This window comes from Kitasatospora sp. NPDC053057, from assembly GCF_044546945.1.
GTDB lineage: Bacteria > Actinomycetota > Actinomycetes > Streptomycetales > Streptomycetaceae > Kitasatospora.
The window spans coordinates 101,483-120,429 of record NZ_JBITZP010000012.1 but is presented as its reverse complement, the minus strand read 5'-3'; the positions used below and the strand labels follow the sequence as shown (position 1 = coordinate 120,429).

2 protein-coding genes are annotated in these 18,947 nt (G+C 74.8%); both read left to right on the top strand.

Annotation, left to right across the window (positions count from 1 at the left end; all coding sequences use genetic code 11):
- Positions 1-52: 52 nt before the first annotated feature.
- Positions 53-6,451 (top strand): amino acid adenylation domain-containing protein, encoded by a 6,399-nt coding sequence (locus ACIG5E_RS15550; protein ID WP_396533930.1) that lies wholly within the window; start codon positions 53-55, stop codon positions 6,449-6,451.
- A gap of 1 nt (position 6,452) precedes the next feature.
- Entirely contained in the window at positions 6,453-18,947 is a 12,495-nt protein-coding gene (locus ACIG5E_RS15545) for an amino acid adenylation domain-containing protein (RefSeq protein WP_396533929.1), read from the top strand.

The window sequence follows — 18,947 nt, the reverse complement described above, 5'->3', positions numbered from 1 at the left end:
CCCGGACAAGCCTCCCTCCCTTCTCGCACGACTCATTCGCTGGAGTATGGAAGTGACAGGAACGAACGGCACCCGGCTGGTTTCCGCGGAAACGGCCGCCGAGAGCGGAGGATTGTCACCGGTCCAGCGGCGGCTGTGGTTCCTGAACCGGCTCCAGGAATCCGGCGCCGGTGCGACCACGGCCCGCGCCGTCCGACTCGCCGGTGCCCTCGATGCGTCCGCGCTCGGCGACGCGCTGGCCGACCTGCTGGCCCGCCACGACCTGCTGCGCACCGTCCACGTCGAGCAGGACGACCGCTGCCGCCCCGAACCGCGTCCCGCGCACGAGCCGTTCGCCGACCTGGCGGTCCGCTCGGCCGACCCGGCCGCGCTCGACCGGCGGCTGGCGGAGGCGGCGGCCCGCCCCTTCGACCTGACCCGGGACACCCCGCTGCGTGCCGAGCTGTTCCGGCTCGGCTCCGACGAACACGTCCTGCTGCTGGTGCTGCACCGCATCGCCGGGGACGAGGCGTCCTGGGGGCCCCTGCTGGGCGACCTGGCCGAAGCGTACGCCGCCCGCTGTCGCGGTGAGGCCCCGTCGAGTGAACGGCCGCTCCAACATGCCGAAGTGATGGAACGTCAGAACCTCGGAACGTCCGACCGGCCGTCGTCGGCCGCTGCGGTCGAACTGGAGTTCTGGCGCGGCGCCCTGGCCGGAGCTCCGGAACAGCTCCAGCTCCCGGCGGACCGCACCCGCCCGGTGGCCGCCACGTACGAGAGTGCCCGGCTCCGGCTGCGCCTGGACGCCCGGTGCCATCGCGCCGTCGAGGCGCTGGCCACCCGGACCGGAACCGAGGCCTTCGCCGTCCTGCACGCCGCGCTCGCCGTCGTGCTGCGCCGCTTCGGCGCGGGCGACGACCTGCCGCTGGGCACGGCGGTGAGCACCCGGGGAGACGGCGAGTCGGCCGCGGTCGGTCCGTTGGAGAACCTGGTGGTGCTGCGGACCGCGGTGCCGGCCGGCGGGAGCTTCGCCGACCTGGTGCGGGCCTGCGCGGCCACCGCCGACGCCGCCCGTGCGCACGGCGGGCTGCCCTTCCCGTGGCTGGTCGACGCGCTGCGGCCGGACCGGGCGCTGAACCGGCACCCGCTGTGCCAGGTCGTCCTCGACCTCGTCCACCCGGTGCCCGCCCCGGACGCCTTCGGCGACCTGGCGGCCCGGACCTGGGAGGTGCCCGCCGCCGGCTCGCCGTACGACCTCCACGTGCGGGCGGTGCCGGAGCACGCGGACGGCGCCCCGCGCGGCCTGGACCTGCTGGTCGACTACAGCCGCGAGCTGTTCGACGAGTCGACCGCGCGCCGTCTCGCCGAGGCCGTGCCGCGGCTGCTGGCCGAGGCCGTCGAGGACCCCGAGCGGGCGCTCGACGGCTTCGACGTCCTGGACACCGGCGAGCGCGAGCGCGTGCTGACCCGGTGGAACGCCACCGCCGGGCCGATCCCGGACGGCACCGTCGCCGACCTCTTCGAAGCCCAGGTGCGCGCCCGCCCGCAGGCCCCGGCCGTGGTGCACGCGGGCCGGACCAGCAGCTACGCGGAGCTGGACGCCAGGGCCAACCGGCTCGCCCGGGCCCTGGCCGACCGGGGTGCGGTCCCCGGCGCCTTCGTCGCGCTCGTGCTGCCCCGCGGCACCGATCTGCCGGCGGCCCTGCTCGCGGTCGCCAAGACCGGCGCGGCGTACCAGCCGCTCGACCCGGAGTACCCGGCCGAGCGGATCGCCCATGCGCTGGCCGACACCCGGCCGGTCGCCGTCATCACCGACAGCCGCACGGCCGGGCGGCTGCCTGCCACCGGTGCCCGCCTGCTCGTGCTGGACGACGCGGACACCGAGAACGAGTTGGCGGCGCTGCCGGACACCGCGCCGGTCGCGGTCGGCCGACGCACCGTGCCGGGCGCCGACCAGCCCGCGTACGTCATCCACACCTCCGGCTCGACCGGGCGGCCGAAGGGCGTGGTGGTCGGCCGGCGGGCGCTGGCCAACTTCCTCGCCGCGATGGCCGACCTGCTGCCGCTGACTCCCGCCGACGTGTGGACGGCGGTCACCACCGTCGCCTTCGACATCGCTGCCCTGGAGCTGTACCTGCCGCTGACCGCGGGGGCCACCGTGGTGCTGGCCGACCGGGAGACCGTCCGCGACCCGCGGGCCCTGGCCGGCCTGATCACCGGCACCGGGACCACGGTCATGCAGGCCACCCCCGGTCTGTGGCAGGCGCTGTGCGAGCAGCAGCCCGAGGCCGTCCGCGGACTGCGGATCGCCGTCGGGGGCGAGGCCCTGCCCGCCGCCCTGGCGCGGACCCTGCGGGAACTCGGGGCGGAAGCCGTCAATCTCTACGGTCCGACGGAGACCACCATCTGGTCCACCGCCGCCAGGCTCGACGGCCGCCCGGGCGCCCCGGCCATCGGCACCCCCATCGCCAACACCCGGGCGTACGTGCTGGACGCCCGGCTCCGGCCGGTGCCGGTCGGTGTGGCCGGTGACCTCTACCTCGGCGGGGCCGGCGTCGCGCACGGCTACCACGGCCGCCCCGGGCTGACCGCGGAGCGTTTCGTGGCCGACCCGTTCTCCGGCGAGCCGGGCGCGCGGCTGTACCGGACCGGCGATGTGGCCCGCTGGGCCACCGACGGCGCCCTGGAGTTCCTCGGCCGCAGCGACCACCAGGTCAAGGTCCGCGGCTTCCGGATCGAACCGGGCGAGATCGAGGCCGTCCTGGAGCGGCACCCGGACGTGGCCACGGCGGTGGTGACGGCCACCGAGGTCCGGCCCGGTGACATCCGGCTGGTGGCGTACGCGGTCGCGGCCGCGGGCCGGCGGCTGGACCCGGCCCGGCTGCGGGAGCACGCCGCGTCCGCGTTGCCCGACTACATGACCCCGGCCACGGTCGTTCCGCTGGCGGAGCTGCCGATGACCCCCAACGGCAAGGCCGACCGGGCCGCGCTGCCGACGCCCGTCCTGGAACCGGCCGAGACCCGGCGCGGGCCCCGGATCGCCCGCGAGGAGCAACTACACGCCCTGTTCTGCGAGGTGCTGGGCGTCGACGGGATCGGCATCGACGACAGCTTCTTCGACCTGGGCGGGCACTCCCTGCTGGCCACCCGGCTGGTCAGCCGGATCCGCGCGGCGCTGGACAGCGAGGTGTCCGTCCGCACCCTGTTCGAAGCCCCGACGGTGGCCGCGCTCGCCCAGCGACTGGACGGCTCCCGGAGCGGGGCCGGTCCGCGGCGGGTCGACCGCGGCGGGCCACTGCCGCTGTCGTACGGACAGCAGAGGCTGTGGTTCCTGCACGAGTACGAGCCCGGCGGCATCGAGTACAACTCGCCGCTGGTGCTGCGGCTGACCGGCGAGCTGGAGGCCGACACCGCCGAGGCCGCGCTGCGGGCGGTGGTCGCCCGCCACGAGGCGCTGCGGACCACCTTCGACGTCGTCGACGGCCGGGGCGTGCAGCGGGTGCACGACACGGTGGAGGTGCCGGTGCGCCGGGTGGACCTGTCCGACCGCCCGGCGGCCGAGCGCGACGCCGAGCTGGACCGGCTGCTGCGCGAGCACGCGTCGCTCCCGTTCGACCTGCGCCGCGGCCCGCTCCTGCGGGTGGTGCTGGTGCGGTTGTCCGGGCGGGAGCACGTCCTGGTGCTGGACATGCACCACATCATCACCGACGGCTGGTCCAAGAACGTGCTGGCGCGGGAGTTCTGCGCGTTCTACGAGGAGGCGGCCACCGGCACCCCGGCGGGCTCGGAGGCGCCGCCGGTGCAGTATCCGGACTACGCCGTGTGGCAGCGCGCCGAGGAGGAGCGGCGCAGTGGCGCCGGGCCGCGCGAGGACCTGGAGTACTGGCGGCGTCGGCTGGTCGGCGTCGGTCCGCTGGAACTGCCGACCGACCGGACCCGTCCGCCGGTCCGCACCTCGGCGGGCGACCAGCACGTCTTCGCCATCCCCGCCGAACTGGCGGAAAAGCTCGGCGAGTTGTGCCGCGAGCAGCAGGTCACGCTGTTCGCCGCGCTGGTGGCGGCGGTGCAGCTGCTGCTGTCCCGCTACAGCCGGCAGCGGGACGTGGCGCTGGGCACGATCGTCTCCGGGCGCGACCGGGTCGAGCTGGAGAACGTGCTGGGCTACTTCGTCAACACCCTCGTGCTGCGCGGTTCGGTCCGCCCCGAGGCGACCGTCGGGGAGTTCCTGGCCGAGACCCGGCGCATCGTCCTGGAGGCGCTCACCCACCAGGAGCTGCCCTTCGACCGCCTGGTCGAGGAACTGCAGCCGGAGCGGGACCCGAGCCGCACCCCGCTGTTCCAGGCGGGGGTGACCCTGCACCGGGCGCAGACCGTCGAGTCCGCCCGGCTGCGGGCCGAGGAGGTGCGCGCACCGCGGGTCACCTCGATGTTCGACCTGGGCTTCGAGTTCGAGGACCGGGACGGGGAGCTGTCCTGCCGGCTGGAGTACAACACCGACCTGTTCGACCGCTCCACCGTGGAACGGATGTCCGGCCACCTGCTGGTGCTGCTGGCGGCGATGGCCGCCGAGCCGCACCACACGCTGGGCGAGCTGCCGTTGATGGGCGAGGCGGAGCGCCGACTGGTCGAGCGCTGGAGCAGCCCGGACCCGGGCACCGGTGCGCCCGAGCACCGGAGCGTGCCCGCGCTCCTCGCCGAGCAGGTGCGCCGCCGACCGCACGGACTCGCCGTGGTGGCCGGTGCCCGGCGCCTGGAGTTCGGCGAGCTGGACGGGTGGGCCGATGCGCTGGCGCGGCGGCTGGTGGCCGAGGGGGTGCGCCCGGGCGAGGTCGTCGCCGTCCGCACCGGCCGGGGCCTGGAGATGACCGTCGGTCAGCTGGCCGTCCTCAAGGCGGGCGCCGCGGCGCTGCCACTGGATCCGGCGGTGCCGGCCGAGCGGGCCGCGGACATCCTGGACGACGCCGGGGTGCGGGTGGTGGTCGCCCGGCGGCACCCGGCCGACGGTCCGGTGCCCGAGCACGGCCGGGTGCTGTACGTGGAGGACGCCGACGGGGAGGCGGTGGACGGGCCGCCCGAGGTCCCGACCGGCCCCGGCGACCTGGCGTACGTGTTCTACACCTCGGGCTCCACCGGCCGGCCCAAGGGCGTGCAGATCGAGCACCGCAGCGTGCTGAACCTGCTGCGGTGGTACCGCGACTACTACCGGGTGGGCCCGGAGGACCGTGCCTCGCAGTTGGTGGCGCCGGGCTTCGACCCGACGGTGCTGGAGCAGTGGGGCAACCTCGGCGCCGGGGCGAGCGTGTGGTTCGTCCCCGACGAGCGGCTGGACGACCCGCACCTGCTGGTCGAGTGGTTCCGGGCCCACCGCATCACCCACACCGTGGTGCCGGCGCCGCGGCTGGAGTCCGTGCTGGACCAACCTGGCCTCTACAAGGGGGAGTTGCGCTTCATGCTCACCGGCGCCGACGTCGTCCGCCGCCGGCTGCCCGCGGACGCCCCGTTCACGCTGGTCAACCACTACGGTCCGACCGAGACCACGGTGCTGACCACAGCCGCCGTGCTGCGCGAACGCGGGGACGCCTCCGACGAGCGGTTGCCGTCCATCGGCTCGGCCATCGCCGGGACCCGCACCCGCGTGCTCGACGAGAACCTCCGGCCGGTGCCCGCCGGCGTGCCCGGTGAGCTGTTCGTCGGCGGCCGGGGCCTGGCCCGCGGCTACCTCAACCGCCCGGAGCTGACCGAGGAGCGCTTCGTCCCCGACCCCTTCGCCCCGGGGGAGCGGCTGTACCGCACGGGCGACCTGGTCCGGTGGCTGCCCGACGGCGAACTGGACTTCCTGGGACGGCTGGACAACCAGGTCAAGGTCCGCGGCTACCGCATCGAACTGGGCGACGTGGAGAACGCGTTGTCGCGGCTGCCCGGGGTGGCCAAGGCCGCGGTGATCGCCCAGCCGAGCGCCTCCGGCTCCGCCGTGCTGACCGGGTACGTGGTACCGGACGGCGCCGGCGAACCCGACCCGGAGAAGCTGCGGGAGCAACTCGGCGTCGGACTGCCCGAGTACATGGTGCCGGCCCACATCCTGGTGCTGGCCGCCTTCCCGGAGACCACCAGCGGCAAGATCGACCGCAACGCCCTGCCCCGGCCGTCGGCCCGTCCGCAGGGCCGGGCCGACCACGTCGCGCCCCGCAACGCGGTGGAGCGGGCGCTGACCCGCATCTGGGAGCAGGTCCTGGACACCGAGCCGATCGGTGTCCTGGACGACCTGACGGCCCTCGGTGCCAGCTCCGTCCTCACCCTGCAGACCGTCTCCCGCATCCGCGAGGACTTCGGCGTCACCGTCTCGGTGCGCGAGGTCTTCACCGCCCGGACGGTGTCCGAACTGGCCGGCGTGGTCCGGGACAAGGCCCGCGCGCAGCTGCGCCGGACCCGACCGGACGCCGTTGTCCGCACCACCAGCGCACGAGGGGAATGACATGCCCGACCAGATCGCCGGCACAGCCGGGCCGGATGACTTCGACCAGCTGGACGACGCCGCCCTCGACGCGCTGCTCGAAGAGCGGCTGAACGCCCGGACGGAGGCGGACCCGGAGTCCGCCGCCATCCCGCCGGTCGACGACGCCCGGCCCGCCCAGCTGTCCTTCGGGCAGGAGCGGCTGTGGTTCCTCGACCGGTACGAGTCCGGCAGCACCGAGTACAACTCCGCCATCGGGCTGCAACTGCGCGGAGAACTGAGCGTCGAAGCGCTCGCCGCTGCCCTCGGCCGACTGGTCGCCCGGCACGAGCCGCTGCGCACCACCTTCGCCACCGCCGGGGGGCGGCCGCACCAGGTGGTCCGCCCGGCGGGGCCGGTGGGCCTGGCCGTCCAGGACCTCGGCGGGCTCCCCGAGGACGCCCGGCAGGCCCGGGCGGACGAGCTGCTGCGGGCCGAACTCGGCCGCCCCTTCGACCTGGTGGAGGGGCCGCTGCTGCGGGCCTTGCTGCTGCGCCTGGGCACTGCCGAGCACGTCCTGCTGCTCACCGTGCACCACATCGCGGCCGACGGCTGGTCCAAGGGGGTGATCGCCCGGGAGCTGGGCGAGCTCTACGGGGCGGCGCTGGAAGGCCGTGAGCACCGACTGGCCCGGCTGCCGGTGCGCTACCGCGACTTCGCCAGCTGGCAGCGGGAGAGCCTGACCGAGGCCCGGCAGGAGTCGGAACTCGCCTTCTGGAAAGACCGGTTGGCGGGGGTGGAGCCGTTGGAGCTGCCCACCGACCGGCCCCGGCCGGCCGTCCGCACCACCAACGGGGCGCTGGCGCCGTTCAGCGTCCCGGCCGAGGTGGCCCGGGGCCTGGCCGAGCTGGGCCAGCGGTACGGCGGCACGCTGTTCTCGGCGCTGGTCGCCGCCTCGCAGGTGCTGCTGGCGCGCTACTCCCGGCAGCGGGACGTCGCGGTGGGCACGGTGAGCGTGGGGCGGGACCGCACCGAACTGGAGCCGCTGGTCGGCTTCTTCGTCAACACCCTGGTGCTGCGCTCGGACGTGGACGCCGACCTTCCCTTCACCGGCTTCCTCGCCGGGGTCGCCGACACCGTGTGGGAGGCGCTGGCCCACCAGGACGTCCCGTTCGACCGGTTGGTGGACGCGTTGCACATCGAGCGGGACCCCAGCCGCACCCCGCTGGTGCAGGCCGCGGTCGTCCTGCAGAACGCCCCCGCCGGCGAGATCGCGCTGCCGGGACTGGAGGTGACGGAGTTCCGTCCGCCGTCGGTGTCCTCGGTCTTCGACCTGACGTTGGAGTTCACCGAGACCGCCTCCGGTGAACTGGCCGGGACGGTCGAGTACAACACCGACCTGTTCGACGCCGCGACCGTGACCCGGCTCACCGGGCACCTGGGCGAGCTGCTCGCGGGCATCGTCGCCGACCCGGACCGCCCGGTCGGGGACCTGCCGCTCCTGACGGCCGGCGAACTGCACACCCTCACCCGGGAGTGGGGCGACCACCGCGTCCCGTACCCGGCCGACGCCACCGTGCACGGCCTGGTCGCCGACCGGGCCCGGCGCGACCCGGACGCCGTCGCGGTCGACGCAGCGGCGGGCCCGCTCCGCTACCGGGAGCTGGAGGGGCGCGCCAACCGGCTCGCCCACCACCTGATCGCCCAGGGCGTCCGGCCCGGCGACCACGTCGCGGTCTGCCTGCCGCGCGGCGCCGAGTTCTACCAGGCCCTGCTGGCCGTGCTGAAGGCGGGCTGCGCCTACGTGCCGCTCGACCCCGACCACCCGGCCGAGCGCTTGGCGCACATCCTGGACGACACCGGGGCGCCGGTGTGCCTGACCGAGCGGAGCCTGGCCGACCGGATACCCGCCGGCCGGAGCCGGACCGTCCTGCTGGACGAGGAGGCCGGGGCGATCGCCGCCCGCCCGCAGGACGCCCCTCCGGTGACGGTCGGTCCCGGCGACGCGGCGTACGTGCTGTACACCTCCGGCTCCACCGGCACCCCCAAGGGCGTGGTGGTCGAGCACCGCTCGATCGTCCGGCTGGTCACCGGCAACGACTACGCGCCGCTGCACCCGGACGACGTGGTGGCCCAGGCCGCGGACGTCACCTTCGACGCCGCCACCTTCGAGATCTGGGGCGCGCTGACCGCCGGGGCGCGGCTGGTGCCGCTGGAGCGGGAGACCCTGCTGGACGCCCGGGCGCTGACCGGGGCGATCGAACGGCTGGGCATCACCACGATGTGGCTGACCGCCGGGCTGTTCGACCAGGTGGTGGCCGTCGACCCGGCCGCGTTCGGCAGCCTGCGCAATCTGCTGTTCGGCGGGGACGCGGTCAATCCCCGCCGGGTGGCCCAGGTCCTCGCGACCGCGCCGCCGCAGCGCCTGGTCAACGGCTACGGACCCACCGAGACCACCACCTTCGCCGCCTGCCACCGGGTGTGCGGGGCCGACGGCACCAGCCCGATCCCGATCGGCCGCCCGATCGCCAACACCTCGGTGTACGTCCTGGACGAGCGCCGGTCGCCGGTGCCCGCGGGGGTGGCGGGCGAGCTGTACATCGGTGGGCCGGGGGTCGCCCGTGGCTACCTCAACCTGCCCGAGCTGACCGAGGAGCGCTTCCTCGCCGACCCCTTCTCCGACACGCCCGGCGCCCGGCTGTACCGCACCGGCGACCTGGTGCGCTGGCGCGGCGACGGCACCCTGGAGTTCCTCGGCCGTACCGACCACCAGGTCAAGGTGCGCGGCTACCGGATCGAGCCCGGCGAGATCGAGTCCGTCCTCGAACAGCATCCGCGGCTCTCCGCCGCCGTGGTGGTGGTCCGTCAGGACGGTTCCCGCAAGCAGCTCGTCGGCTACGTCCGGCCGTCGGACGGCGACGCTCCCGATCCGGCCGAGCTGCGGGTCTTCGCCGAGGCCCACCTGCCCGGCTACCTGGTGCCCTCGGCCTTCGTGGCGCTCGCGGAGTTCCCGCTCACCGCCAGCGGCAAGCTGGACCGGCGCGCCCTGCCCGCCCCCGCCGACCGGCACACCCCCGGCGCCGGCTACGCCGCCCCGACCGGCGAGGCCGAGCAGGCGCTGGCGCGGGTCTGGTCCGAGGTGCTCGGCATCGAGCGCGTGGGCACCCGCGACAACTTCTTCGATCTCGGCGGCGACTCCATCCTCAGCATCCAGGTCGTCGCCCAGGCCCGACAGGCCGGTTGGGAGCTGACCTCCAAGGACGTCTTCGCCCGGCAGACGGTGGCCGAGCTGGCGCGGGCCGCCGTACCGGTCACCGCCGGAGCCGACTCAGGGCCGGTCACGGGGGATGCGCCGCTCACCCCCGTCCAGCGGTGGTTCTTCGCCCATCACACCCGGGCCCCGCACCACTTCAACCAGTCCGTGCTGCTCACCCTCGCCCCCGGCACCGACGAGCGGGCGGTGGCGGCGGCGCTGCGCGCCGTGGTCGCGCACCACGACGCGCTCCGGATGCGCTTCCGCCGCCGGGGCGGCGAGCCGTACCAGGTCAACCTGCCGGTGGGGGAGGGGCCCACCCTGGAACGGGTCGAGCTGGGAGGCCTCGCCGCCGGGGAGCGGCGCCGGGCCGCCCTCGCCGTGGCCGAGCGGGCCCAGGCCGGACTCAGCCTCGAAGACGGGCCGCTGCTCCGCGCCCTGCTGTTCACCGGCGCGCCGGGCGAGCCGGCCCAGCTGTTCCTGACCGTTCACCACCTGGTGGTCGACGGGGTGTCCTGGCGGATCCTGCTGGAGGACCTGGAGCGGGCCCACGCCCAGGCAGCGGCCGGCCGGCCGGTGGACCTGGGCGCGAAGACCACCTCCTTCCTCGACTGGGCCCGCCGACAGGCCGAGCACACCGCCGCGGGCGGCTTCGACGCCGAGCTGGACCACTGGCGAGAGGTGGCCGGTCGACCGGCCGCGCCGCTGCCCGTCGACCGCGACGGCGGGAACACCATGGCCTCGGTGCGCCGGGTGCGGGCCGCGCTGGACGCCGGGACGACCGACGCCCTGCTGCACCGGATCCCGGCGGTCTACCGCACCCAGGTCAACGACATCCTGCTCACGGCCCTCGGCCAGGTCCTGTGCCGGTGGACCGGCGAGGAGCGGGTGGTGGTCGACCTGGAGGGGCACGGCCGCGAGGAGATCCTCGACGGGGTCGACGTCTCGCGGACCACGGGCTGGTTCACCTCGATCTTCCCCGTCCTGCTGAACGTTCCCGGCGGAGCCGGGCCGGGCGAGCTGATCAAGTCGGTGAAGGAGGGCCTGCGGGCGGTCCCGCAGCGCGGCGTCGGCTACGGGGCGCTGCGCTACCCGGCCGCGGGGCGGTCCGTGCTGCCCGAGTGCGCCCCGGCCGTCAGTTTCAACTACCTGGGGCAGTGGCAGGACGCCGGTGGCGACGGGCTGTGCACGGCCGTCGAGTTCGACTTCGGCCGGGACCACAGCCCGCTGGAGGAGCGCCCCCACCTGCTCGACATCGTCGGCGAAGTCCGTGGCGGCGAACTGGAGTTCACCCTCTACTACGGGCAGGACGTGCACGCGGAGGGGACCGCTCAGGAGCTGATCGACGGCCTGGCCGACGCGGTGCGCGCGCTGATCGGGCACTGCCTGCAGCCGGGCGTCGGCGGCGCCACGCCTTCCGACTTCCCGCTGGCCGGTCTCGACCAGGCGCGGGTCGACCTGCTGGCCGGGACCGGCGGCCAGGTCGAGGACATCTACCCGCTCACCCCGATGCAGAGCGGCATGCTCTTCCACGCCCTCACCGAGCCGGACGGCGCCTACCTCGACCACGTCGCCTTCCGGCTGGAGGGCGCCGGTGACACCGACGCCCTGGAGACGGCCTGGCACCGGGTGGCCGAGGCGACCCCCGCGCTGCGCACCCACCTCGTGTGGGAGGGGGTCGAGCAGCCGCTGCAGATCGTGCGGCGCGACGCCCGGCTGACCGTCCGGACCCTGGACTGGCGCGGCCGCACGGAGGACGAACGCGCCCGTCTGCTGGAGGAGCTGACGGCGCAGGAGCGGCGGGCCGGGATGGACCTGTCCCGCGCACCGCTGACCCGGGTGGTGCTGGCGAGGGAGAGCGAGGACGCCGTCCGGGTGGTGTGGACCTTCCACCACATCGTCCTCGACGGCTGGAGCACCTCCCGGATCCTCGGCGACGTCTTCGCCCAGTACCGCTCCCTGGCGGACGGGGTGGCGCCGCAGCAGGCCGTCCCGGTCCGGCCCCGGTTCCGCGACTACGTCCAGTGGCTCGGCCACCAGGACGCCGCCGAGGCCGAGGCGCACTGGCGGCGGGCGCTGGCCGGGCTGCACTCGCCCACCCCGCTCCCGTATGACCGCCTCCCCGCCCCGGGCCACCAGTCCGAGTCCGCCGAGCGGGTCCGGGTGGAACTCTCGCCGGAGCGCTCCGCCGCGCTCGTCGAGCGGGCCCGCAGCCACCGGCTCACCCTCAGCACGGTGGTCCAAGGGGCCTGGGCCCTGCTGCTGTCGCGCTACAGCGGCGAGCAGGACATCTGCTTCGGCGCCACCGCCTCCGGCCGGCCGGCCGACCTGCCGGGCGTGGGCGAGATGGTCGGCAACTTCCTCAACACGCTGCCCGTCCGCACCACGGTGGCCGAGGAGGACAACCTGCTGGACTGGCTGCGGCGGCTGCAGGAGGAGCAGGTCGAGTCCCGGCGCTTCGAGTACGCGCCGCTGCCCCGGATCCAGTCGGCCTCCGAACTGCCGCGTGGAACAAGGCTGTTCGACAGCATCGTGGTCTTCGAGAACTACCCGGGCAACGACGGCGTGGCGGCCGAGAACGGGCTCGCGGTCACCGACGTGGCCGCGGTGGACACCACCAGCTATCCGCTGGACCTCACCGCCCACCTCGACGGCGACCGGCTCGCCCTCCAACTCGCCTACGACCCCGCCCTGTTCGACCGGGCCCGGGTGGCCCGGATGGCCGAGCACCTGGCCGCACTGCTGCGCGGCACGTCCGACGGCCTGGACCGTACGGTGGCCGAGCTGAGCATGCTCACCGACCAGGAGCGGTCCCGGCTGCTCGGGGACTGGAGCGGCACGCCCCTCCCCTTCGACCAGGACAGCTGCCTGCACGAGCTGATCGCCCGGCAGGCCCGGCTCACCCCGGACACCGAGGCGGTGGTGTACGGCTCGGCCTCCCTCAGCTACGCCGAACTGGACGAGGCGGCCGACCGGTTGGCGCAGGAGCTGGCCGTGCGCGGCGTGGGCCCGGACACGGTGGTCGCCATCTGCGTCGAGCGCGGGCTGCCCATGATCGTCGCCCTGCTCGGCGTGCTCAAGGCGGGTGGCGCCTACCTGCCGCTGGACCCCGGGCACCCCGCCGAGCGACTGGAGTACGTGATCGCCGACAGCGCCGCCCGGCTCGTGCTCACCCAGGCGTCGGTGGCCGGCCGGCTGCCGGACGGCGTGCCGGTGCTCCGACTGGACGAGGAGTGGCCGCGGATCGCCGGCCTGCCCGCGCGGACCCCGGAGTCCGGCGTCACCCCGGGCCACCTGGCCTACGTCATCTACACCTCCGGCTCCACCGGGCGGCCCAAGGGCGTCATGGTCGAGCACCGCAGCGTCGTCTTCGCCGCCGAGTCCTGGAAGCGGGTGTACCGGACGGCGGAAGTGCCGCCCGCCCGCCAGCTCAACGTCGCCAGCATGTCCTTCGACGTGTTCGTCTCTGACCTGGCGCACGTGCTGTGCCACGGCGGAACGCTGGTCATCGCACCCGCCGAGGCCACCACCGACCCCGGGCTGCTGCTGGACCTGATGCGCACGGCCCGGGTGACCCACCTGGAGACCGTGCCGTCGCTGGCCAACGCCTTGGTCGAGGAGGCCGAGCGGCGGGGAACCGGACTGCCGCCGCTGCGGGTCCTCGCGGTCGGCTCCGACAACTGGCGGACGCAGGACTGCCGCCGGCTGCTCGCCCGGGCGGCCGAGGGCACCGAGGTGCTCAACTCGTACGGCGTCACCGAAGCCACCGTCGAGTCCTGCGCCTACCGCGTCCGGGCGACCGGGCTGCCGGACGGCGCCGGGGTGCCGGTCGGGCAGGCGATCCCCGGCGTGCGCACCTACGTGCTGGACGAGGCGCGCCGGCCCGTCCCGGTCGGAGTCGTGGGCGAGCTGTACATCGGAGGCCCCGGGGTGGCCCGGGGCTACCTGAACCGCCCCGAACTGACCGAGGAGCGCTTCCTGCCGGACCCGTTCGCCACCGAGCCCGGAAGCCGGCTGTACCGCACCGGGGACTTGGTCCGCCGGCGGGCCGACGGGGACATCGAGTTCGCCGGACGCTCCGACGACCAGGTCAAGATCCGGGGCTTCCGGATCGAACTGGCCGAGGTCGAGGCCGCCATGCGTCGCCACCCGGCGGTGGCCGACGCGGTGGCCGCCGCGCGGACGGACGGCGCGACCGCGCCCCGCCTGGTCGGGTACGTCGTACGCGTGCCGGGACGGCCGTTCGCCGCCGGCGAGCTGCGCGGCCACCTCGAAGAAGTGCTGCCGCGGTACATGGTGCCGACGGTCTTCGTGGAGCTGGCCGCGCTGCCGTTGAACGCCAACGGCAAGGTCGACCGCCGCGCCCTGCCCGCCCCGGACCCGGAGACCGCCCGCGGCACCGGGCACGTGGCGCCGCGCAACCGGGTGGAGCAGGCCCTCGCCGAGGTCTGGGCCCAGGTCCTGCGGGTCGACCGGGTCGGGGTCGAGGACAACTTCTTCGACCTCGGCGGCGACTCCATCTTGAGCATCCAAGTCGTGACCCGAGCACGACAGAAGGGGATTACCTTGTCGTCCAAGGACTTGTTCGCCCACCAGACGGTCGCCGAGCTGGCGTTCGCGACGACCGCCGCCGAGACGGCCGGTCAGGCGGCCGGCACCCGGCGCTCCGAGCCGGTGACCGGCCGCGTGCCACTGACCCCGATCCAGCGCACCTTCTTCGACCGTCACCGGACCGCACCGCAGCACTCCACCATGTCGGTGCTCGTCGACCTCGCCGGGGAGCCGGACACCGCCGCGCTGCGCCGCGCCCTCGACGCCCTGCCGGACCACCACGACCAACTGCGGGCCCGCTACACCAGCGCGTACGGGCGATGGCAGCAGGAGGTGGCCCCGGCGGGCACCGGCTGGCCGTTGGAGGAGGTGGACCTGTCCGGGCAGGACGCGCCCGAGGAGGCGATGCACCGGGCAGCCGCCCGGATCCAGGCGGGCTTCGAGCTCGCCGCCGGTCCCCTGGTCGGCGGGGCGCTGTTCCGCCCGGGCCACGGACGCTCCCCCCAGCTGTTCCTGACCGCCCACCACCTCGTGGTCGACGCGGTCTCCTGGCAGCAGCTGCTCGCCGACCTGGAGACCGGCTACGCCCAGGCGGTGGCCGGCGCGGCGGTGGACCTCGGGGAGAGGACCACCTCCTTCCGGGACTGGGCGCTGCGGTTGTCCGAGCACACCGCGGCCGGCGGCTTCGACGACGAGCTGGACCACTGGGTGGCCACCGGCCGCCGGGGCGAGCCGGGCCTGCCGGTCGACCGCCCGGGCACGGCGACCGTCGCCTCGGTGGGCGAGGTGCGGGTGTCCGTCGGGGCGGAGGACACCAGGGCGCTGCTGCAGGACGTGCCGGCGACCTACCGCACCCAGGTCAACGACGTCCTGCTCACCGCGCTCGGCACCGTACTGGCCGACTGGACCGGCCGGCCGAGCGTGCTGTTCGACCTGGAGGGCCACGGGCGCGAGGACCTCTTCGACGACGTCGACACCAGCCGCACCGCCGGCTGGTTCACCAGCGCCTTCCCGGTGGCGCTCACCCCGTCCGGCGAGGACTGGGGCGAGCGGCTGAAGGCGGTCAAGGAGCAGCTGCGCGCGGTGCCGCGACGCGGCGTCGGCTACGGCGCGCTGCGCCACCTCAGCCCGGCCGGCGCGCCCGCCGAGATCCTCGCCGAGACCCCGCGGGCCCAGGTGTGCTTCAACTACCTCGGGCAGGCCGACGATTCGCCGGCCGACGGCGGACTGGTGCGCGGCGTCCGGCTGGGCTTCGGCACCGAGCAGGCGCCCGAGGAGACGCTGGAGTACCTGCTGGACATCGTCGCCCAGGTCCGGGGCGGCCGCCTGGAGATCACCCTGTTCCACTCCGCGGCCGTGCACGACCCCGCGACCGTCGAACGGCTCGGCGAGCGCCTGGTCGCCGCTCTCGGCGGCATCGTCGCGCACTGCGCCGGGGCCGGCACCGGCGGCGCAACGCCCTCGGACTTCCCCCTGGCGCGGATCGACCAGCCGACGCTCGACCGGCTCACCGAACACGGCGGCCGGATCGACGACCTCTACCCGCTGACGCCGATGCAGAGCGGCCTGCTGTTCCACAGCCTCACCGAGGAGTCCGGGGAGGGCATCTACCTGGGCCACCTGTCGTTCGTCCTGGACGGCGTGGACGACCTCGCCGCGCTGGCCGAGGCGTGGCAGCTGCTGACCGACCGCACCCCGATCCTGCGCACCGCGGTGGCCTGGGAGGACGTGGACGACCCGCTGCAGGTCGTGCACCACGGTGTCCGGATGCCGGTGGAGGTGCTGGACTGGACCGGCCTCACCGAGGCCGAGCGCACCGGGCGCTTCGAGCGGCTGATGGACGAGGAGCGGGCCCGCAGCATGGACCTGACGGCCGCGCCGCTGTCCCGGGTCACGCTGATCGCCGAGACCGAGCGCAGCGTGCGCACCGTGTGGACCTCGCACCACGTGCTGCTGGACGGCTGGAGCAGCGCCGACCTGCTGGCCGAGCTGCTGGAGCACTACCTGCGGGTGCGCGGCCTCAAGCAGGGCCCGCTGCCGGCCCGTCGGCCGTTCCGCGACTACGTGGCCTGGCTGGACCGCCAGGACCCGGCAACCGCCGAGCGGTACTGGCGGGGCGTGCTGGAGGGCCACACGTCCCCGACCCCGCTGCCGGTCGACCACGACCTGCCGGGCACCGAGTGGACCGGATCCCGGGCCCGGGTCTCCTTCCAGCTCCCGCAGGAGACCTCGGACGCGCTCGGCGAGCTGGTCAAGCGGCACCGGCTGACCGTCAACACGCTCGCCCAGGGCGCCTGGGCGCTGCTGCTGGCCCGCTACTCGGGGCGCACCGACGTGTGCTTCGGATCCGCGGTGTCCGGGCGGCCGGCCGACCTGCCCGGGGTCGAGACGATCGCCGGCATCTTCATCAACAACATCCCGGTGCGCACCCGGGTCGACGGCGAACGGCGGCTGCTGGACTGGCTGGCCGACCTGCAGCAGGAACAGTCCGAGGCACGCAGCCACGAGTTCGTGTCGCTGTCGCAGATCCGCGGCTGGGCCCAGGTCCCGGCCGGCACCAGCCTCTACGACAGCTACATCGTGGTCGAGAACTACCCGTACGAGGGCGAGATGGGCGCCGGGTACGGGGTGAGCCTGCGCGACCCGCAGGCGCTGGAGTTCACCAACTTCCCGATGGTGCTGGCGGTGTTCCCGGCCGGACGGCTGGGCTTCCGGCTCGCCTACGACCCGGTGCTGTTCGAGCCGGAGACCGCCGAGCGCGTCCTCGCCGACCTGCGCGCCCTGCTGGAGGAGATCGCCCACGCCCCCGAGCGCACCGTCGCGCAGTTCGGCGAGCTGAGCGACGAACACCGGCGCGAGGTGCTCACCGCGCACCAGGGCCCGCGGATCACCTTCGACGACCGCCCGGTGCACTTCCGGTTCGCCGAGCAGGCGGCGCGCACCCCGCAGGCGGTCGCGGTGGCCGACCGGAACGGCCGGCTCACCTTCGCCGAACTCGACGCCGCCGCCAACCGGTTGGCGCACCACCTGGCCGAGCGGGGCGTGGCCGCCGAGTCCCCGGTGGCGGTGCTGCTGGAGCGCGGCACGGACCTGGTCACGGCGCTGCTGGCGGTGCTCAAGGCCGGCGGCACGTACACCCCGGTCGATCCCGCGGCGCCCGTGGAGCGGCTGGCGGTGCTGCTGGAGGACACCGCGGCGCCCGTCGTGGTCACCCAGCGCAGCCTGCGCGGGCGACTGCCGCAGGGCGGGGCCGCGGTGGTGAGCCTGGACGAGGAGCGGGAGCGGATCGCGGCGCGGCCCCACACCGCGCCCGAGGTCGCCGTCTCCCCGGACGACGCGGCGTACGTCATCCACACCTCCGGTTCGACCGGGCGCCCCAAGGGCGTGGTGGTCGAGCACCGGAGCCTGGCCAACCTGTTCGACAGCCACCGGCGGACGGTCTTCGGCCCGGTCCGGGCGACCGCGGACGGCCGGGCGGTGCGGGTGGCGCACCTGGCCCCGGTGTCCTTCGACGCCTCCTGGAACCCGGTGCTGTGGATGGCCGACGGCAACGAGCTGCACATCGTCGACGACACCACCCGCCGGGACGCCCAGGCGCTGGCCGACTACCTCGTCGAGCACGGCATCGAGTTCCTGCAGACCACGCCGTCGTACCTCCAGCAGCTGGCCGACACCGGCCTGCTGGAGCGGCCCGGGCTGCGGCTGCGCGGCCTGGCCCTCGGAGGCGAGCCGATCGGCCGGCCCCTGTGGGACCGACTGCGCGCCCGCCCGGACCTGGTGAGCTTCAACTTCTACGGCCCGACCGAGTGCACGGTGGACGCGGTGACCACCCGGCTGGCCGACAGCGAGCGCCCGGTGCTGGGCCTCCCGGTGCAGAACACCCAGGCGTTCGTCCTGGACGAGGACCTCACCCTGCTGCCGGTGGGCGCCACCGGCGAGCTGTGCCTGGCGGGGGCCGGCCTGGCCCGGGAGTACCTGGGACAGCCGGAGCTGACGGCGCGGTCCTTCGTCCGGGCCCCGTTCGGTGCCGGAGAGCGCCTCTACCGCACCGGCGACCGGGTGCGCCGACTGCCCGACGGGACGCTGGAGTTCCTGGGCCGCCTGGACCACCAGATCAAGCTGCGCGGCTACCGGATCGAACCGGGGGAGATCGAGCACGCGCTGACCGGCCACCCGGACGTCGAGGAGGCGGTGGTCGCGGTCCTCGGCGAGGGCGAGGCCAGGCGCCTGGCCGGATACGTCCGGGTGGCCGACCCGGCGGCCTTCGACGCCGAGGCGGTGAGCGCCCACCTCGCCGAGCGGCTGCCGGACTACATGGTGCCGCCGGTGCTGGTGCCGCTGGCGCGGTTCCCGCTCAACGCCAACGGCAAGGTGGACCGCAAGGCCCTGCTGGAGACCGGGGTGCCACAGGCCGCGGGCTCCGGGTACGTGGAACCGCGCACCGACACCGAGAAGGCCCTCGCGAAGATCTGGGCCGACGTCCTGGAGGTGGAGCGGGTCGGCGTCCACGACAACTTCTTCACCCTCGGCGGGCACTCCATCCTCAGCCTGAAGACGCTCTCCCAGATCAAGCGGGCCTTCGGCGTCCGGCCCAGCTTCCGGGAACTGCTCGAAACCCCGACGCTGGCCGGCTTCGCCGAGCTGATCGAGGAGGCGCTGCTGCGGGAGCTGGAACGCACCGCCACCGAGGGAACCACAGCGGACGGCGCCGCCGGCCCGGAACGGAAGGCCTGA